General features: G+C 72.1%; 17 protein-coding genes. 13 read left to right on the plus strand and 4 right to left on the minus strand.

Features of this window, described 5'->3' with window-relative positions; all coding sequences use genetic code 11:
• Position 1 precedes the first annotated feature (1 nt).
• The 4 genes from G443_RS01150 to G443_RS01165 all read left to right on the plus strand — a co-directional run bounded on the left by G443_RS01150 (position 2) and on the right by G443_RS01165 (position 3,774).
• A complete protein-coding gene (locus G443_RS01150) occupies positions 2 to 964 on the plus strand; it encodes a VWA domain-containing protein (protein ID WP_026418776.1) in 963 nt (320 codons plus the stop codon).
• A gap of 142 nt (positions 965 to 1,106) precedes the next feature.
• Positions 1,107 to 1,811 (plus strand): 3-oxoacyl-[acyl-carrier-protein] reductase, encoded by a 705-nt coding sequence (gene fabG, locus G443_RS01155; protein WP_026418777.1) that lies wholly within the window; start codon positions 1,107 to 1,109, stop codon positions 1,809 to 1,811.
• 49 nt (positions 1,812 to 1,860) lie between these two features.
• On the plus strand, positions 1,861 to 2,628 hold the full coding sequence (gene fabI, locus G443_RS01160; protein ID WP_026418778.1) for an enoyl-ACP reductase FabI: 768 nt from the start codon (positions 1,861 to 1,863) through the stop codon (positions 2,626 to 2,628).
• 99 nt (positions 2,629 to 2,727) lie between these two features.
• A complete protein-coding gene (locus tag G443_RS01165) occupies positions 2,728 to 3,774 on the plus strand; it encodes a ferrochelatase (RefSeq protein ID WP_026418779.1) in 1,047 nt (348 codons plus the stop codon).
• A 156-nt stretch (positions 3,775 to 3,930) separates the two neighbouring features.
• On the opposite strand, the gene G443_RS01170 is transcribed toward G443_RS01165, so the two are convergent.
• Both G443_RS01170 and G443_RS01175 read right to left on the minus strand, forming a co-directional pair.
• Positions 3,931 to 4,791 (minus strand): hypothetical protein, encoded by an 861-nt coding sequence (locus G443_RS01170; RefSeq protein ID WP_155886125.1) that lies wholly within the window; start codon positions 4,789 to 4,791, stop codon positions 3,931 to 3,933.
• 156 nt (positions 4,792 to 4,947) lie between these two features.
• Positions 4,948 to 5,742 carry an Rv1486c family protein gene (locus G443_RS01175; RefSeq protein WP_103056540.1) on the minus strand — a complete coding sequence of 265 codons (795 nt, stop codon included), beginning with the start codon at positions 5,740 to 5,742 and terminating at the stop codon, positions 4,948 to 4,950.
• 118 nt (positions 5,743 to 5,860) lie between these two features.
• On the opposite strand from G443_RS01175, the gene G443_RS01180 reads away from it, so the two are divergent.
• From G443_RS01180 to G443_RS01200, 5 genes are all read left to right on the plus strand, one after another.
• A complete protein-coding gene (locus G443_RS01180) occupies positions 5,861 to 6,703 on the plus strand; it encodes a DUF3097 family protein (protein WP_026418782.1) in 843 nt (280 codons plus the stop codon).
• A gap of 90 nt (positions 6,704 to 6,793) precedes the next feature.
• Positions 6,794 to 7,237 (plus strand): NfeD family protein, encoded by a 444-nt coding sequence (locus G443_RS01185; protein ID WP_026418783.1) that lies wholly within the window; start codon positions 6,794 to 6,796, stop codon positions 7,235 to 7,237.
• 53 nt (positions 7,238 to 7,290) lie between these two features.
• Positions 7,291 to 8,544: an SPFH domain-containing protein gene (locus tag G443_RS01190; RefSeq protein WP_026418784.1), complete on the plus strand. Its 1,254-nt coding sequence runs from the start codon at positions 7,291 to 7,293 to the stop codon at positions 8,542 to 8,544.
• A gap of 263 nt (positions 8,545 to 8,807) precedes the next feature.
• Positions 8,808 to 9,236 (plus strand): hypothetical protein, encoded by a 429-nt coding sequence (locus G443_RS01195; protein WP_026418785.1) that lies wholly within the window; start codon positions 8,808 to 8,810, stop codon positions 9,234 to 9,236.
• An 89-nt stretch (positions 9,237 to 9,325) separates the two neighbouring features.
• The gene (locus tag G443_RS01200) at positions 9,326 to 10,756 is read left to right on the plus strand and encodes an aldehyde dehydrogenase family protein (protein ID WP_245588786.1); all 1,431 of its coding nucleotides are present in this window, start codon (positions 9,326 to 9,328) and stop codon (positions 10,754 to 10,756) included.
• Positions 10,757 to 10,864: 108 nt separating this feature from the next.
• Here G443_RS01200 and G443_RS01205 read toward each other — a convergent pair whose 3' ends face one another.
• Together G443_RS01205 and G443_RS01210 are read right to left on the minus strand one after the other, a co-directional pair.
• Complete coding sequence (locus G443_RS01205) at positions 10,865 to 12,265, minus strand: amidase (protein ID WP_103057148.1); 1,401 nt, start codon at positions 12,263 to 12,265, stop codon at positions 10,865 to 10,867.
• 12 nt (positions 12,266 to 12,277) lie between these two features.
• Positions 12,278 to 13,255: a D-2-hydroxyacid dehydrogenase gene (locus G443_RS01210; RefSeq protein WP_026418788.1), complete on the minus strand. Its 978-nt coding sequence runs from the start codon at positions 13,253 to 13,255 to the stop codon at positions 12,278 to 12,280.
• Positions 13,256 to 13,512: 257 nt separating this feature from the next.
• Here G443_RS01210 and G443_RS01215 point away from each other — a divergent pair, with 257 nt between their 5' ends.
• The 4 genes from G443_RS01215 to G443_RS01230 all read left to right on the plus strand — a co-directional run bounded on the left by G443_RS01215 (position 13,513) and on the right by G443_RS01230 (position 16,376).
• On the plus strand, positions 13,513 to 14,007 hold the full coding sequence (locus tag G443_RS01215) for a DUF3830 family protein (protein WP_026418789.1): 495 nt from the start codon (positions 13,513 to 13,515) through the stop codon (positions 14,005 to 14,007).
• 13 nt (positions 14,008 to 14,020) lie between these two features.
• Positions 14,021 to 14,779 (plus strand): maleate cis-trans isomerase family protein, encoded by a 759-nt coding sequence (locus tag G443_RS01220; protein ID WP_026418790.1) that lies wholly within the window; start codon positions 14,021 to 14,023, stop codon positions 14,777 to 14,779.
• 145 nt (positions 14,780 to 14,924) lie between these two features.
• Positions 14,925 to 15,653, plus strand: a complete 729-nt coding sequence (locus G443_RS01225; RefSeq protein WP_026418791.1) for a maleate cis-trans isomerase family protein — start codon at positions 14,925 to 14,927, stop codon at positions 15,651 to 15,653.
• A 42-nt stretch (positions 15,654 to 15,695) separates the two neighbouring features.
• Positions 15,696 to 16,376 carry a GntR family transcriptional regulator gene (locus tag G443_RS01230; protein WP_026418792.1) on the plus strand — a complete coding sequence of 227 codons (681 nt, stop codon included), beginning with the start codon at positions 15,696 to 15,698 and terminating at the stop codon, positions 16,374 to 16,376.
• Positions 16,377 to 16,452: the final 76 nt, after the last annotated feature.

A 16,452-nucleotide genomic window follows, 5' to 3' on the forward strand; every position in this document is an offset into this window, starting at 1 on the left:
CCTGGCGTTCGGTGGTTTCGCCACGCCATGGTGGTTCCTGCTCCTGCTCGGGGTGGCCGCGCTGGCGGTTGGCTACCTGCTGGCGATGCGCCGCCGACGACGGGACGCCCTGCGCTTCGCCAACCTGGAGCTGCTCGACAGGGTCGCCCCGCCCACCCCGGGATGGCGGCGCCACACCCCCTCGGGCCTGCTCGGCGTCGCCCTCGTGCTCCTCACGGTCGGTCTGGCCGGCCCGACCACCGAGGACCGCGTTCCCCGGAACCGGGCCACCGTGATGCTCGCGATCGACGTGTCGCTGTCGATGCAGGCCACCGACATCGAGCCGAGCCGGTTGGAGGCGGCCCAGGACGCCGCCGCCGAGTTCGTCGAGGGCATGACCCCCGGGGTCAACGTCGGGCTGGTGTCCTTCGCCGGGTCAGCCACGGTCCTGGTGCCGCCCACCGTCAACCGGGACACCGTGGTCCAGGCGATCCAGGGGCTGCGGCTGGCCGAGGCCACCGCGACCGGGGAGGCCATCACCGCCTCCCTGGCGGCCATCGAGTCCTTCGGGGCCATCGTGAGCGGTGCCGAGGGGCCACCACCCGCCCGCATCGTGCTGATGACCGACGGGAAGCGGACCGTGGGCAAGCTGGAGTTGGACGCGGCCGAGGAGGCTGCCGAGGCCGAGGTGCCGATCTCCACCATCTCCTTCGGCACCGACTCCGGTCGGGTGGAGATCCAGGGGCAGGAGATCGACGTCCCGGTCGACGACGTCATGATGGAGCAGATCGCCGAGATCTCCGGCGGCGAGTTCTACAAGGCGGCCAGCGCCGAGGAGCTCCACCGCGTGTACGACACGCTCGGTGAGCAGATCGGTTACGAACTCCAGCAGGTCGACGCCTCCAAGCCCTGGTTCGTGCTGGGCACCGTCGTCGCGGTGCTCGCCGGGACCTCATCCCTGCTGATCACCAGGCGTGGCATCTGACCCGAGCCGGCCCCCACCCCCGCACAAGTGGCCGACGAACGGGGAATCAGCGCATTCCTTGTAGGACGCCGCATGTCGGCCGGCGGGAGGCGTCCCATAGCGTTGCGTCCAGTCTCGCTCCATCGGCTCGCAGGAGGACGTCTTGGCACGGTCGGTTCTGGTCACCGGAGGAAACCGCGGCATCGGCCTGGCGATCGCCCAGGCCTTCGCGGCGCAGGGCGACAGGGTCGCCGTGACCCACCGGGGCAGCGACGTCCCCGAGGGACTGCTCGGGGTGAAGTGCGACGTCACCGATGCCGCCCAGGTGGAGGCGGCCTTCGCCGAGATCAAGGAGCAGCACGGTCCGGTGGAGGTGCTGGTCGCCAACGCCGGGATCACCGACGACACCCTGCTGCTCCGCATGAGTGAGGACCAGTTCGCCCGGGTCCTCGACGCGAACCTGACCGGCAGCTACCGGGTGGCCAAGCACGCGGCGAGCGCCATGCTCAGGAAGCGGTGGGGCCGGATGGTCTTCATCTCGTCGGTGGTGGGGCTGACCGGTTCCGCCGGCCAGGTGAACTACGCGGCGAGCAAGGCCGGTCTGGTCGGGATGGCCCGCTCCATCGCCAGGGAACTGGGTTCCCGGAACATCACCGCGAACGTGGTCGCGCCGGGATTCGTGGCCACCGACATGACCGACCAGCTCCCGGAGAAGCGGCGTGAGGAGATCCTCGGCCAGGTCCCGCTGGGCCGGTACGCCACCTCGGAGGAGGTCGCCGCGGCGGTGACCTGGCTCGCCTCGGACTCCGCCGCCTACGTCACCGGCGCGGTCATCCCCGTCGACGGCGGCCTCGGCATGGGGCACTGACCCTCCCCGACCACCACTCCAAGCACAGCAACCAGGAAGGACGACACAGGTGACCGGACTGCTGGAGGGCAAGCGCCTCCTGATCACGGGTGTGATCACCGACTCCTCGATCGGTTTCCACGTCGCGAGGAAGGCGCAGGAGGAGGGCGCGACGGTGGTGCTGACCGGTTACGGCCGGCTCAGCCTCGTCGAGCGCATCGCCGGTCGACTGCCCACGCCGGCGCCCGTGGTCGAACTCGACGTCACGGACCAGGAGCACCTCGCCACCCTCGCCGAGCGGGTGGGACAGCACGTGGACGGGCTGGACGGCGTGCTCCACTCCATCGGGTACGCCCCGCCGTCCTGCCTGGGAGGTGGCTTCCTCGACGCGCCGTGGGAGGACGTCGCCACGGCCATGCACACCTCGGCCTACTCGCTGAAGTCCCTGACGACCGCGCTGATGCCGCTGCTCGCCGAGCGGAGCTCCGTCGTGGGGATGGACTTCGACGCCAGGCAGGCCTGGCCCGTCTACGACTGGATGGGCGTCGCCAAGGCGGCGTTGGAGTCCACCAACCGCTACCTGGCGCGGGACCTCGGCGGGAGGGGGGTCCGGGTCAACCTCGTCTCCGCCGGACCGCTGAAGACGATGGCCGCGAAGTCCATCCCCGGTTTCGAGGGCCTGGCCGACGCCTGGACGAGCCGCGCCCCCCTCGGCTGGGACGTCACCGACCCCGAGCCGGTGGCCCGCACGGTGTGCGCGATGCTCTCGGACTGGCTGCCCAGCACCACCGGTTCCATCGTGATGGCTGACGGCGGCTTCCACGCGGTCGGCGTCTGACGCACCGCCAGCCACGGCCCGCCGAGGGGCTTATGGCCGCCGCCACAGCCGGTGCCACCCCCTGCCGCCGAGAACCGGGCAGCGGAGTAGAAAAGGCACGTGAGCTACGACGCCGTGCTGCTGCTGTCCTTCGGCGGGCCGGAAGGCCCTGAGGATGTCCGCCCGTTCCTGGAGAACGTGACGCGAGGACGCGGGGTCCCGCCGGAACGGCTCGACGACGTCGCCGAGCACTACCTGCACTTCGGCGGGGTCTCGCCGCTGAACCAGCTGAACCGCGACATCATCGACCGCGTTCGGATCGAGCTCGACCGCCAGGGACTCGACCTCCCGGTGTACTTCGGCAACCGCAACTGGGAACCGATGGTCGAGGACACCGTCGCGCGGATGGCCGCCGACGGTGTTCGACGGGCCCTCGTCTTCGCCACCAGCGCCTACGGCGGGTACTCGGCCTGCCGGCAGTACGACGAGGACATCGAGCGCGCCAGGAACGCGGTGGGCGAGCGGGCCCCGGAACTGGTCAAGCTACGCCAGTTCTTCGACCACCCGCTGTTCGTCGCCGCCAACGCCGACGCGGTGCGTGCGGCGCTGGAGGAGATCCCCGAGGAACGACGCGCCTCGGCCAGGGTGATCTACACCGCCCACTCGGTGCCCACGGCCGCCGACGCCGTGGCCGGCCCCGCCTCCGAGGGCGGGCACCGCTACTCGCGGCAGGTGGCCGAGGCGGCCCGCCTGGTCTCGGCCGAACTCGGAGCCACCGAGTACGACGTGGTCTGGCAGTCCAGGTCCGGCCCGCCGCAGGTCCCGTGGCTGGAACCCGACGTCGTCGACCACATCGAGACCCTCGACCCGGCCGAGGTGCCGGCCGTGGTGGTCTCCCCGATCGGGTTCGTCAGCGACCACCTGGAGATCCTGTGGGACCTGGACGAGGAGGCGAGGGAGGCCGCCGAGGAACGCGGGATCGGGTTCGCCCGCGCCGCGACGGCGGGAGCTGACCGCCGCTTCGCCGAACTCGTCGTGGAGTTGGTGCGCGAGCACGTGTCCGACGCGCCGAGACGCAAGCTGTCCGAGTTGGTCTCCGGCGGGTGCACCGTGAACGGGGCACCCTGCGCGGTGGGCTGCTGCGAACGGGTGGGCGCCCACCGCTGAGGCGGACGCGGCGGGCCTCGGCGGGCGGTGCGGCCGAGGTGAGCGGAGGCTGAGCGCCCCGGGTGTTCCGGTTGCGGCCGCCCACGGGGGCGACGGCGAGGACCGGCGGACCCCCGTACGCCGGTGCGGGCACTCGGGGGACACCGAAGGGGAGCGTCAGTTCTCGACGACGGGCTCCATGCCGAGGATCCGGCTGCGGAACATGTAGCACAGGACGAGGGCGATGGTGCCCAACGTCTCGGTGTCCTCCGCGACCCGGTCCAGATCAGACCGGACCCGGTCGGGTTCACCGTTGGCCATGTCCCGGATCGCCCGCCCGGCCAGCAGCAGCGCGCGTCGGCGCGAGTCCTCCACCAGCTCCGGGTTCGTCGTGGCGGTGTCCAGCTCGGCCGTCATCGTGCCCGCCGAGCCCTCCTTCGTCTCGATCACCCGCGCGGTGACCTGGGAGCCGGGGGGCAGCCGGGAACCGAGGACCCGCGCGAGCAGGGTGATGGCCCGTCGTAGCCGGTCGGGACCCGTCAGCAGGACCCCCGCGGCCCGGGCGCCCTCCGACCCGTCGCCGTGCCACATCCTGCTGATCACGACGAGCAGGTCCTCCAGAACCGCCTGGTCCTCCTCCCCCCGGGGGATCACCGCGAGCCAGTCGAGCAGCACCAGGTAGTGGGAGGGGACCGCGAGCGGGGAGATCGTGCTGTCGACGATGCGTGCCACGGTCGAGCTGATCGCCGACTGCGCCTCGGCCGGCCAGGCCGCCACGGCCTCACAGATCCGGTGGGCCGCGTCGGTGTCACCCGCCACCGTCGCCTGGAAGAGCTGGCCGACGGCCTGCATGGTCAGTTCCCGGCTCGGATCGTCCTGAGCCGGGGCCGGCACCTGGATGCCACCCGCCTCGTCGTGCGGAGCGAACCGCACGATCGTCGTCGTCCACTGGCGGAGGAGCGCCCCGAGGCTCCCCGCCGCGCGCACCTCGTGCACGACGCGGTCGAGCTGTTCGGGATCCCGGGATCTGATCGCCACGATCGCTCGATCCGACCAGTCCGCGAGCTTCGCCTTCTCTCCGCCGCCTTGTCGCACGCGGTCATCCTCTCGCACGTCGGCGAAGTCCCGCGACTCCGCCTGCCAGCACCGCCGGGTACGGGTGGCCCTGGTCGTCGACCACCCCCGGTCCGGTCGTCAGTGTCGGGCCGCGCGGTCGCCGAGGACCCGTGCCGCGTCGTCCACGGCGGTCATCCGGGCGGCGCGGACCGCGTTGAAGATGGGACGCAACGCCTCGTCGCGGGCGCGGGCCGCCGAAGCCGACAACGCTCCCCCCGGAGCGTCCCTGCTGGCGACGTCCAGGATCGCCGCCACCTCGGCGGACCGTTCCAGCACGCGCAGCGCGCGCTGCGGCATCGCCTCCGGCCACTCAGGACGGGGCGTGTTGGCCAGGGCCGCGGCGATCTCCTCGCGCACGCCGGGGCGTTTCCGGGCGACGCCCAGCTCGGTGAGCGCGGTCGCCGCCTGCCGCATCGCCGCGGCCAGGCCGTGCTCGGCCTCACCGATGGGGTGCAGGGGTGTCGGTGGCATCTCGGGGAGTTCGTGGACGCTCCAGCGCATCAGCCCCTCCGGCCCCGGCCGGGGGACCAGACCGATGCCCGCCTCCGGAAGCACGACGGCTTCCCCCGCGAGCAGCGCGGCCTCGCTGAACGGGCCAGGACCGCCGAGACCGCGCACGTCACCCGCGACGGGGAGGACGAGGCGCGCGTTCGTCTCGGGACAGCGCCGCAGAGCGGCGAGCAGCATGGCGAGACCGGTCGGACCGTCGTTGGGGCCGGGCAGGTCCAGGGTCGCGGCGGTCTGGTCGTCAGCCGCTCGTACCTCGTGGGCTTCGGCCCAGATGTTCAGGGCATCAAGCACATCATCGGCGGCGGCCGAACCGCGCAGCCAGGCGGATGTCCAGATGACCATCGTCGCACTCGGGGATGGCACGGCGCACGAGAGTACTCGGTCGGGTGGCCAGACGTCGAAGGGCCACCACCAGTCCGCTCCCGCCGCCGGGACCCGCCCGGAACACCCGGGGCGCCACCTCCGGTTACCGTTGTCGACCATGCCGTTCGGAAACCCGGGCCTGCCCGGCCTCGACCCCCATCGGCCACGTCGGTCCGTACCGGAGCTGCCCGTCGAGGAGGGCCTGGTGGTGGAGGACCCGGTGAGCGGGTTCTGCGGCGCCGTCGTGAGGGTGGACGGCGGCGGCGTGGTGCTGGAGGACCGGCACGGCCGCCGCCGTGTGTTCCCACTGCGCGCGGCGGGCTTCCTGCACGAGGGACGTCCCGTGACCCTGGTGCGCCCGCGCCCGGCCGCTGCCCCCGCGCCGGCGGCGTCCCGCTCCGCGTCCGGTTCGACCAGGGTCGACGGGTTGCGGGCCCGGGTGGCGAGGGCGAGCCGGCTCTGGGTCGAGGGAACGCACGACGCCGAGCTGGTGGAACGGGTGTGGGGGCACGACCTGCGGGTGGAGGGGGTGGTCGTGGAGCCCCTCGGCGGCGTCGACCACCTCGCCGACCGCCTGGTGGAGTTCGCCCCGGGGCCCGGCCGCCGGGTCGGCGTGCTGGTGGACCACCTCGTCGAGGGCAGCAAGGAGTCCCGGCTGGTCGCCGAGATCTCCTCGCTCCCGGGCAGCGACCACGTCCTGGTGACGGGTCACCCGTACGTGGATGTGTGGCAGGCCGTGCGCCCCACGTCGGTGGGGGTGACCGCGTGGCCGGAGGTGCCCAGGGGGCGCGAGTGGAAGGAGGGGGTGTGCGCCGCACTCGGTTGGTCGGACGCCGCCTCGGGCTGGCGCCGGGTGCTGACCGGGGTCGACAGCTTCCGTGACCTGGAGACGCCGCTCATCAACGCCGTGGAACGCCTCATCGACTTCGTCACCGAACCGGACGCCGAGCGCGCCGGCTGAGGCCTCCGGACGGCGCAACCCCTGTCGCCCCTCGTGCACCGGCCCCCGCTTCCTGACCCGGAACCGGGCGCTGTCTGCCACCATGGAGGCATGGCGGCGCTGCTGTGGGTCATCGCGGGAACGGTGCTCATCATCGCCGAGGTGCTGTCCGGGGAGTTCGTCCTCGTCATGCTCGGCCTGGCCGCGCTCGCCGCGGCGGCCTCGGCGGGGCTGGGCCTGCCGCTGTGGGTCGACGTCGTGGTCTTCACCGTCGTCTCGCTGGGGCTGGTCACCCTCGCCAGACCCGCGTTGAAGCGCCGGATGCGGGTGGGTGACGAGGTCAGGATGCACACCGACGCCCTGATCGGAGGCAAGGCGACGGTGGTGGCCACGACCGACTCCCAGGACGGGCGGGTGCGGATCGCCGGGGAGGTGTGGTCCGCCCGCAGTTTCGACGAGACCCAGGTCCTGGAGGAGGGGCAGGAGGTCGTCGTGCTCGACATCAGGGGAGCGACCGCCGTGGTGTGGCGGGAACCGTGGGAACTGCCCTCCTGACCGGGTCCCACCAGGGGACCTCCGCCGCTCGTTGACAAGAAAGGTGGACACTGATGACGTCAGTGATCGTGCTGGCGGTCGTGGTGTTGTTGGTCATCACGATCGTCGCCAAGGCCGTCCTGGTGATCCCGCAGGCGACCGCGGCGGTCATCGAGCGGCTGGGCCGGTTCCGCACGGTCGCGGCTCCGGGGCTGAACTTCCTCGTACCCTTCTTCGACCGGGTGCGGGCCCGGATCGACCTGAGGGAACAGGTCGTGTCGTTCCCGCCGCAACCCGTGATCACCGAGGACAACCTGACGGTGTCGATCGACACCGTCGTCTACTTCCAGGTCACCGAGCCCCGGGCCGCCGTCTACGAGATCTCCAACTACATCGTCGGTGTCGAGCAGTTGACGACCACGACGCTGCGCAACGTCGTGGGCGGGATGAGCCTGGAGCAGACGCTGACGTCCCGCGACCAGATCAACAGCCAGCTGCGGGGTGTCCTCGACGAAGCCACCGGGAGGTGGGGCATCCGGGTGGCGCGGGTGGAGCTGAAGGCGATCGACCCGCCGCCCTCCATCCAGGACTCGATGGAGAAGCAGATGCGCGCCGACCGGGAGAAGCGCGCCATGATCCTCACGGCCGAGGGTGAGCGGGAGTCGGCCATCAAGACCGCCGAGGGGCAGAAGCAGTCCCAGATCCTCGCGGCGGAGGGGTCCAAGCAGGCGGCGATCCTCGGCGCCGAGGGCGAGCGGCAGTCGGCGATCCTGCGCGCCCAGGGTGAGCGCGCCGCCCGGTACCTCCAGGCGCAGGGGCAGGCCAAGGCGATCGAGAAGGTGTTCGCCGCGGTGAAGGCGGGGAAGCCGACTCCCGAGCTGCTCGCCTACCAGTACCTGCAGACCCTCCCGCAGATGGCGCAGGGCGACGCCAACAAGGTGTGGGTGATCCCCAGCGACTTCAACAAGTCGTTGGAGGGTTTCGCCCGGATGCTCGGCGCGCCGGGCGAGGACGGGGTCTTCCGCTACGAGCCGCCCACCGAGGAGGTCCCCGAGTCCCGCCCCGAGGCGGAGGACGAGGCCGTGGCCGCCTGGTTCGACACCTCGACCGACCCCAAGGTCGCCGAGGCGGTCCGAGCCGCCGAGGAGGTCGCCCGCAAGGAGGTCCCCGGCCCCGTCGCCGGACTGCGGGGACCGGGGGACAGCCCCTCCCCCTCGGCCACGCCGTCCGCCGGGGCAGCCGGCCGGGCGCTCGGGCAGGCGGCGCCCCAGCCCCCCGTTCCCGGGGCCGCGTCGGAGAAGACCACCGAGCCGGAGCGGCGGGACTGAGCCGACCGGCCGGCGGGTGATCCGTCGGTCAGTGTCTAGCTCGGCGACCCGTCTTTCGGGTTGGAAAGCTCCGATCTTGTGGACCGACCACCGTTCTCATCGCGGAACAATCGGGAAACAGTTGCGCAGCGTGGCAGGGTCCCCCGGCGACGCTTCAGCGTCCGGGGGACCCCTCGCGGCCATTGATTACGGTCAGCGACTCGCTGCGCTGCGTGGGTGGGAGTGTGCACAAGCCGATCAGGAAAGGGACTAATGTCGGCACCATGGATTCCTCCACGCACAGCGAACGGACGACGGGCAGGGTCGGGCGCTACAAGTCCACTTCTCGTGAGGTTCCCACGCGTGCTGGAGCACGGCGGGGAGCCACCACAGGCGACCGCCACGACGCGGTGCCGCCCGCCGAGATCGCGCAGGAGGTGGGGGAGGCCGCCCGCCAGCTGGGAGACCAGCTCGGCGACCCGAGCGCCCCGCACACCCTGGCGGACGTGGAGCGCATCGTCGAAGGCCTGACCGGTGCCGTCGCCGGTGCCGCCGTGGGCCTGGACGGGCTCACCCACTGGCTGCGCAGCACCGGATACGGTGGAGACCTCTCCGGGCACGCCAGCGCGGTCGCCGAGCGCCTCGCCCATGCCGGGGACGACCTGGCGATCTTCGCGGAGGCGGTGCGGAAGGCCGCCGGCGGAACGGAGTAGGAGGGCCCGTCCGCACGGACGGGGCGCGGGCCCGGACGACGCGACACGTGCCTGAGGCGGGTGTGGGCCCGCGTGCGGAGGGGTGTGCGGTGGAACTCCCAGCGAGTGTGGCCAACTTCGTCGCCGGCCAGCCGACCGGTGTCGAGGGAACCGAGCGGACCACGCTGGTGGACCCGAGCAGCGGAACCGAGTTCGGGTCGGCGCCCATCAGCCGGTGGAACGACGTGGACACGGCAATGCGCCGTGCCGAGAACGCCCACACCGGGTGGGCCGCGACCACTCCCCACGAACGGCAGCGCGCTCTCCTGCGCTGGGCCGACCTGGTGGAGGGAGCGGCCGACGAGTTCGTCGCGGCCGAGTGCGCGAACACGGGCAAGCCGGCGCGGCAGGTCGCCGAACGAGAACTCCCCCTCGCCGTCGAGCACATCAGGTTCTTCGCCGGAGCGTCCCGCGTCCTCGACGGCGTCGCCGCCGGCGAGTACCAGCGGGGGCACTCCTCCCTGCTGCGCAGCGAGCCCCTCGGCGTCTGCGCGCACATGATGCCGCACAGCCACCCGATGTTCCTGGCCGCGGCGGGCGTGGCCCCCGCGCTGGCCGCCGGCAACGCGGTGGTCCTCAAACCCGCGGAGACGACCCCGCTGACCAGTGTGATGCTGGCCGAGCGCGCCGCCGAGGCACTGCCGCCCGGGGTTCTGAACGTGATCTGCGGGGATCGGGACACCGGACGGGCCATGGTGGCGCACGAGGTCCCCCGCCTGGTGTCGCTGACCGGCGCCGTGCGGTCCGGCATGGAGGTGGCGGGCTCGGCCGCCGCGGACCTCAAGCGCGTCCACCTGCGGCTGGGTGGGAAGGCACCAGCCCTGGTGTTCGGCGATGTGGACGTTCCCCTGGTCGCGGGCGAGCTGGCGAGGGCGGCCTTCGCCAACGCGGGGCAGGACTGCCTGGCGGCCGCCCGCGTCCTGGTGGCCGACGAGGTCTACGACGAGCTGGTCGCGGCGTTCGTCCACGAGGTGCGGGGCCTGCGGGTTGGTCCGCCCAGCGACCGGGACGCCTTCTACGGGCCGCTGAACAACGAGAACCAGGTGGAGCAGGTCGAAGGGGTGCTCGACCGCCTCCCCGAGCACGCGACGATCCTCACGGGAGGAGTTCGTTCCGACCAGCCGGGGTACTTCTTCGAGCCCACGGTCATCGCCGGCGTCGACCAGGACGACGAGACCGTGCAGAACGAGATCTTCGGTCCGGTCGTCACCCTCCAGCGGTTCACCGACGTCGACCAGGCGGTGGGGTGGGCCAACGGCGTCCGGTACGGCGGGGCGGCGAGCGTGTGGACTCGCGACCACGCCAGGGCGGTGCGCCTGTCGGGCCTGCTCTCCTTCGGATGCGTCTGGATCAACAACCACGGCAGCGTGGTGGCCGAGATGCCGCAGAGCGGGTTCCGCCACTCCGGGCACGGCACCGGGATCTCCCGTCACGGTCTGGACGACTACACCCGGTTCAAGCACGTGATGAGCCTCCTCTGACCCGAGGGGAGCGCCGCGCGGACACCGTCACGCCGCCACGTCGGTGGCCCCGCGCGGGCCGGGCGGAGCGGGCGCTCGGGCCACCCCGCCCGCCGGCCCCGGCGCGGCTCAGAGCAGCGGTGGGCGGCGGTCCCGCCAGGGGCGCGCCCGTTCGAAGGCGTGGCACGCGGCGAGCACCCGGTGATCGGTGTACCGGCCGCCCACCACCTGGAGACCCACCGGCAGCCCGCCGGAGGTGACACCGCACGGGATGCTGGCCGCCGGCTGCTGGGTCATGTTGAACGGGTAGGTGAACTGGCACCAGCTCGTCCACCGGTCACCCGGCCAACCGGGCGGGACCTCCCGACCCGCCTCGAACGGCGGAATGGGCATGGTGGGCGTCAACAACAGGTCGAAGCGTTCGTGGAACCGGCCCATCAGCGCGCCCATGGCCGCGCGGCGCGCGTTCGCGGTGAGGTAGTCACCGGCGGAGAAGGACGCTCCCAGTTCGGTGATCTCCCGCAGCCCGGGGTCGAGTTCGGCGCGCTGCTCCGGGGTGAGGTGCTCGACGGACTTGGCGGCGCCGGCGAACCACAGGGTGTGGAACTCGGCGACGGGGTCGGTGAAACCCGGGTCCACCTCCTCCACCTCGGCTCCCAGCTCCTCGAACACGCGGGCGGCCTCCGCGACCACGGCGGCGACCTCCGGGTCCACCCGCACGTACCCGAGGGTCGGGCTGAAGGCGATCCGGAGCCCGGAGACACCGGAGTCGAGGTTCCCCAGGAAGGACGCGGCCGGTGGGGGCACCGTCGACCAGTCCCTCGGGTCGGGACGGGCGATCACGTCGAGCAGCAGGGCGGAGTCCGCGACGCTGGTGGTCATCGGGCCGACGTGCGCCAGCGACCCGAACGGGCTCTGGGGGTGGTGCGGGACCCAGCCGTAGGTGGGCTTGTGGGCGAAGACCCCGCAGAAACTGGCGGGGATGCGGACCGAGCCACCGCCGTCGGTGCCCACGGTCAGCGGAGCCATCCCGAGCGCCACGGCGGCGGCCCCGCCTCCGCTCGATCCTCCCGCCGTGCGCCCGGTGTCCCAGGGGTTGCGCGTCACTCCGTGGAGGGGGCCGTCGGTGACCCCCTTCCAGGCCAGTTCGGGCGTCGTCGTCTTCCCGACCAGCACCGCGCCCTGTTCCCGGAGGCGGGCGACGCTGGGACCGTCCTCGGTCCAGGACTGCGCGGGGGAGACGCTCCGCGATCCGCGCAGGGTGGGCCACCCCGCTGTGAGCAGCACGTCCTTGATCGAGGTGGGCACACCGTCGACCAGGCCCTCCGGCGCGCCCCGCGCCCAGCGTTCGGTGGACTCCTTGGCAGCCCTGGTGGCGTGTTCGGGATCCACCAGGCAGAACGCGTTGACCTCGGGATCCACCTGCTCGATCCGCTCCAGCACCGCCGCGGTGGCCTCGGCCGGGGACAGCTCCCCGTTCCGGAAGGCGGAGAGCATCTCCACCGCGGTCAGATCCGCCGCACTACCCACCACTGACCTCCATCAAGACGTCGAGACGTACCCGAGTCGCTTGTCGACGACGTTGAGCGGCTCCCGTCCACCGAGGACGCGCCGCAGGTTGTCGCCGAACAGCTCGACCAGTTCGTCCCGCCATCCCACCACGTCGCCGGACATGTGGGGAGAGACGATCACCGACGGGGCCGACCACAGCGGAGAGTCCTCGGGGAGCGGTTCCTCCTCGAAGACGTCGAGGGCCGCGCCGCCGATCGTCCCGGCGGCCACCGCCTCCTCCAGCGCTCGCTGGTCCACCAGCGGGCCGCGCCCCACGTTCACCAGCACGCCCTCGGGACCGAGCGCGGCCAGTTCCCGCGCGCCCACCAGTCCCCGGGTGGCCTTGGTCAGCGGGGCGGCGAGCACGAGGTGGTCGGCGTCGGGCAACAGGGTCGCGAGTTCGCTCGACGGGTGCACCTGACCGAGGTCGGGGTCGGAGTCCCTCCCCGTCCGCCCGACACCGGTCACGGCGACCCCGGCCGAGGTGAGGGACCGTCCGATGGCTCGTCCGATCGGGCCAGTGCCCACCACGACGGCGTGGCTACCGGCCAACCGGCGGGTCTCCCGGTGCCGCCACCTCCGTTCTCCCTGGAACCGGAGGGTGCTCGGCAGGTCCTTGGCGAAGGCGAGCAGCAGACCGAGGACGTACTCGGCCATGGGCTGGTCGAAGACCCCCCGGGAGTTGGTGAGCAGGACGTCGCTGTCGACCAGGGCGGGGAACATCATGCGGTCCACCCCCGCGCTGGCCGTGTGGACCCAGCGCAGCCGATCGGCACGGGGCCAGCTCTCCGCCAGCGCGTCGGAGTTGAAGTCCCAGACGAAGAGCACGTCGGTGCCGGGCAGCAGTTCGGCCAGCTCCGCCGGTCCGCCGGCCGCCCGGACCTCGGCCACCAGCGGGCGGACCGGCGCGAGGTCGGGTGGGGCGTCCGCCCCGTGCAGGACCGTGATGACCGGTGGGTGCGGAGACATGCGGCGTGACCCCCTCGCTTCGGCTGCCGGTGCCGGCCGCGACCGTCGACGGAGAGCGTTCGTCCGTTCGCCGTAAAGAGCCGACATGTCGGCGGTAGCCATTGACACGCTAGGAACCGCTCGTAGGATTGTCAACAATCCGCACAGGCACCACGGGGTACACCGCAACGGGCACGCGGAGACCACGACGAGACAACGCCGGTCGTCGCGCACCACCTCCCAACCAGGTCCAGTCTCCACCGCCCGGAGGTTCCGGTATGCCGAAGTACATGTCGATCGAGCTCGCGAAGCGCGGAGTGTCCTGCGTCGCCGAACTGCTCGAGAAGGACGCCCCCCGAACCTGCGCGGCCGTCTGGGAGGCGCTGCCCCAGGCCGGGGACGTCCACCACGCGAAGTACGCGCGCAACGAGGTCTACACGATGGTGCCCCACTTCGCCGAGGTGGAGCCGGGACTGGAGAACCCGACGGTCACGCCGATCCCCGGTGACGTCGTGTACTTCGCCTTCCCCGGCGGCATGCTCGACCGGGACTTCAAGGAGGAGAAGGGCATCGGGCACCTGCCAGGGGTGATCGACCTCGCGATCTTCTACGGGCGAAACAACCTGCTGCTCAACGGTGACGTGGGCTGGGTCCCCGGCAACGTGTACGCCACCATCGTCGAGGGGCTCCCGTTGATGGCCGAGGCGTGCCACGACGTGTGGAGATCCGGCAGCGTCGGCGAGCGGCTCATCTACCGGCGTCACGCGGGCTGATGGTGGGTCCGAAGTGCCGCCCGAGGGTCTCGGGGCTGTCGGCGGTCCATTCCTGCACGACGGGATCGGCGTCGTCGCCCCCTTCGATTTCGCGCTCGACCGCGAGTTGTGGCGGTGGGTCCCTCCCGAGGCGACCCTCCACCTGACCCGGGTGCCGTTCGTCCCGGTCCCGGTGACGGTGGAGATGGCCACGATGATTAGTGACGAGGAGGCCGTCCACCGCGCCGCGCGTGACCTGCTCGCCCCCGAGCCGAAGGTGTTGGCCTACGCCTGCACCTCGGGCAGTTTCGTCAACGGGGCGCGGGGGGAGCACGCCCTGACGTCGATCATGCTCGAGGCCGGCGCCCCGGCGGCCGTCACCGCCTCCGGGGCGCTGGTCGAGGCGCTGTCCGTGCTCGGGGTGACCCGCCTCGCGGTCGCCACCCCCTACGTGGACAGCATCAACGAACGCCTGGTCTCGTTCCTGGGCGAGTTCGGCGTGCGCGCCGTGTCCTGCCAGGGGCTCGGGTTGCTGGGCCAGATCTGGAAGGTCTCCTACCAGGAGGTCGTCGAGATCGTCCGGCTCGTCGACCGCCCGGACGCCGAAGCCGTCTTCGTCAGCTGCACCAACGTGCCCACCTACGACGTGATCCCCCTGTTGGAGCGCCTCCTCGGCAAACCCGTGCTGACGGCCAACCAGGTGACCATGTGGGGAGCTCTCCGCCTGTTGGGGCGGAGCGCGGCGGCCGAGGACCAGCGGTTGATCCGTTCCAGTCACATGTCGGCCGCCTGAACCGGGCGACCCATCACCACGAAGTGTAGGATTGTCGACAATTCCCGAGGTCGGCGTCGTTCCGCCAGGAGCGGCGCCGTGGGTGTCGGCAGCTGGAGACCACCGTCGCCCGGAGGGGCGCGTCGAGACAACCGGAGGTGCGTTCGTGACCGTGACGGTCGGCATTCTCTACCCGGGTTACAGCGCGGAGGACGACTACCCGAGGCTGGAGGGCCAGCTCGGAGGTGGGGTGCGGCTTCCCCTGGTGCACACCCTGATGCGCGAGGACGCCCACCGTGTCGACGCCCTGCTCGACGTCGGCGGCGAGGACGTCCTCGCGGACGGTGCCGCCGCGCTCGCGGGGCACGCGCCCGACGCGGTGGTGTGGGCCTGCACGTCCGGGAGTTTCGTCTTCGGGTGGGAGGGGGCCCACACGCAGGTGGAGAAGCTCGCCGCCGCGGCGGGCGTACCCGCGTCCAGCACCTCCTTCGCGTTCGTCCGGGCAGCCAGGGCCCTGGGGGTGAGCCGCGTCGCCGTGGCCGCGACCTACCCCGCCGACGTCGCCGAGCGGTTCGTGGAGTTCCTCGGTCGAGCCGGCATCCGGGCGCTCACCCTCACGAGCAGGGGCATCGTGACGGCGGCCGAGGTGGGGACGCTGGGGGAGGACGACGTCCTCGATTTCGTGGCGGCCAACGACCACGTCGACGCCGAGGCCGTCCTGGTCCCCGACACCGCCCTGCACACCGCGAGCCTGCTGGACCGGCTGGACGAGCGGCTCGGGAAGCCCGTGCTCACCGCCAACCAGGTGAGCGTGTGGGAAGGACTGCGGTTGGCCGGGCGGACGGCCACCGCCGGGCTGGGGGCGCTGTCCAGACCCCAGCCCGTCACTGAGTGAGGCCGGGCGGGGACGACCGCCCGGTGGGGAGGAGAGGGTGACGTGGTCAGCCTGACGGAGGACACGACACCGGGCGGAATCGCGCCACTCGCGCGCAGGTCCACGGCGGAGATCGTCGCGGAACGGCTGCGGGAGGCCATCATGCACGGCGGGCTCCCGCCGGGCAGTCAACTGGGTGAGATCGACCTGGCCAACCGGCTGGGCGTGAGCCGTGGGCCGCTGCGCGAGGCCATGCAGCGGCTGGTGCAGGAGGGCCTGCTGCGCAGCGAACCGCACCGGGGCCTCTTCGTCAGCACCCTGGACGAGGAGGAGATCCGCGACGTCTACACGGCAAGGCTCGCGGTGGAGGGCGCGGCCTGCCAGCTCATCATGCGGGGCGACCGCGCCCTCGCCGTGTCGGAGCTGACCTCCGCCCACCAGCGGATGGTGGCCGCCGCTGCCGCCGACGACCGGATCGCCTTCAGTGATGCCGACCAACTGTTCCACCAACGCCTGGTCGCCGTGTCGGGCAGTCAGCGGCTGGAGCGCATGGCGCAGACCCTGCTGGTGGAGACCAGGATGTGCCTCACCGCGCTCCAGGAGACCTACCGGCCTTCCGGGGACACCGTCGAGGAACACCGCCTCCTGGTGGACGCCATCGAACAGGGGGACGAACGGCTGCTGCTGGAGCGGCTGGAAGCGCACATGACCGAGGCGGTGGAGCGCCTGACGAGCGCCTCCTGAGGTCCGTCCGAGGTCCGGCCGGCGCCGCTTGAGCGTTCGGCTCCGTGCGGCGCGCGGCCGGGCCCGGCCCCCGGGC

Source organism: Actinoalloteichus caeruleus DSM 43889 (assembly GCF_000429185.2).
Taxonomy (GTDB): Bacteria; Actinomycetota; Actinomycetes; order Mycobacteriales; family Pseudonocardiaceae; genus Actinoalloteichus_B; species Actinoalloteichus_B caeruleus.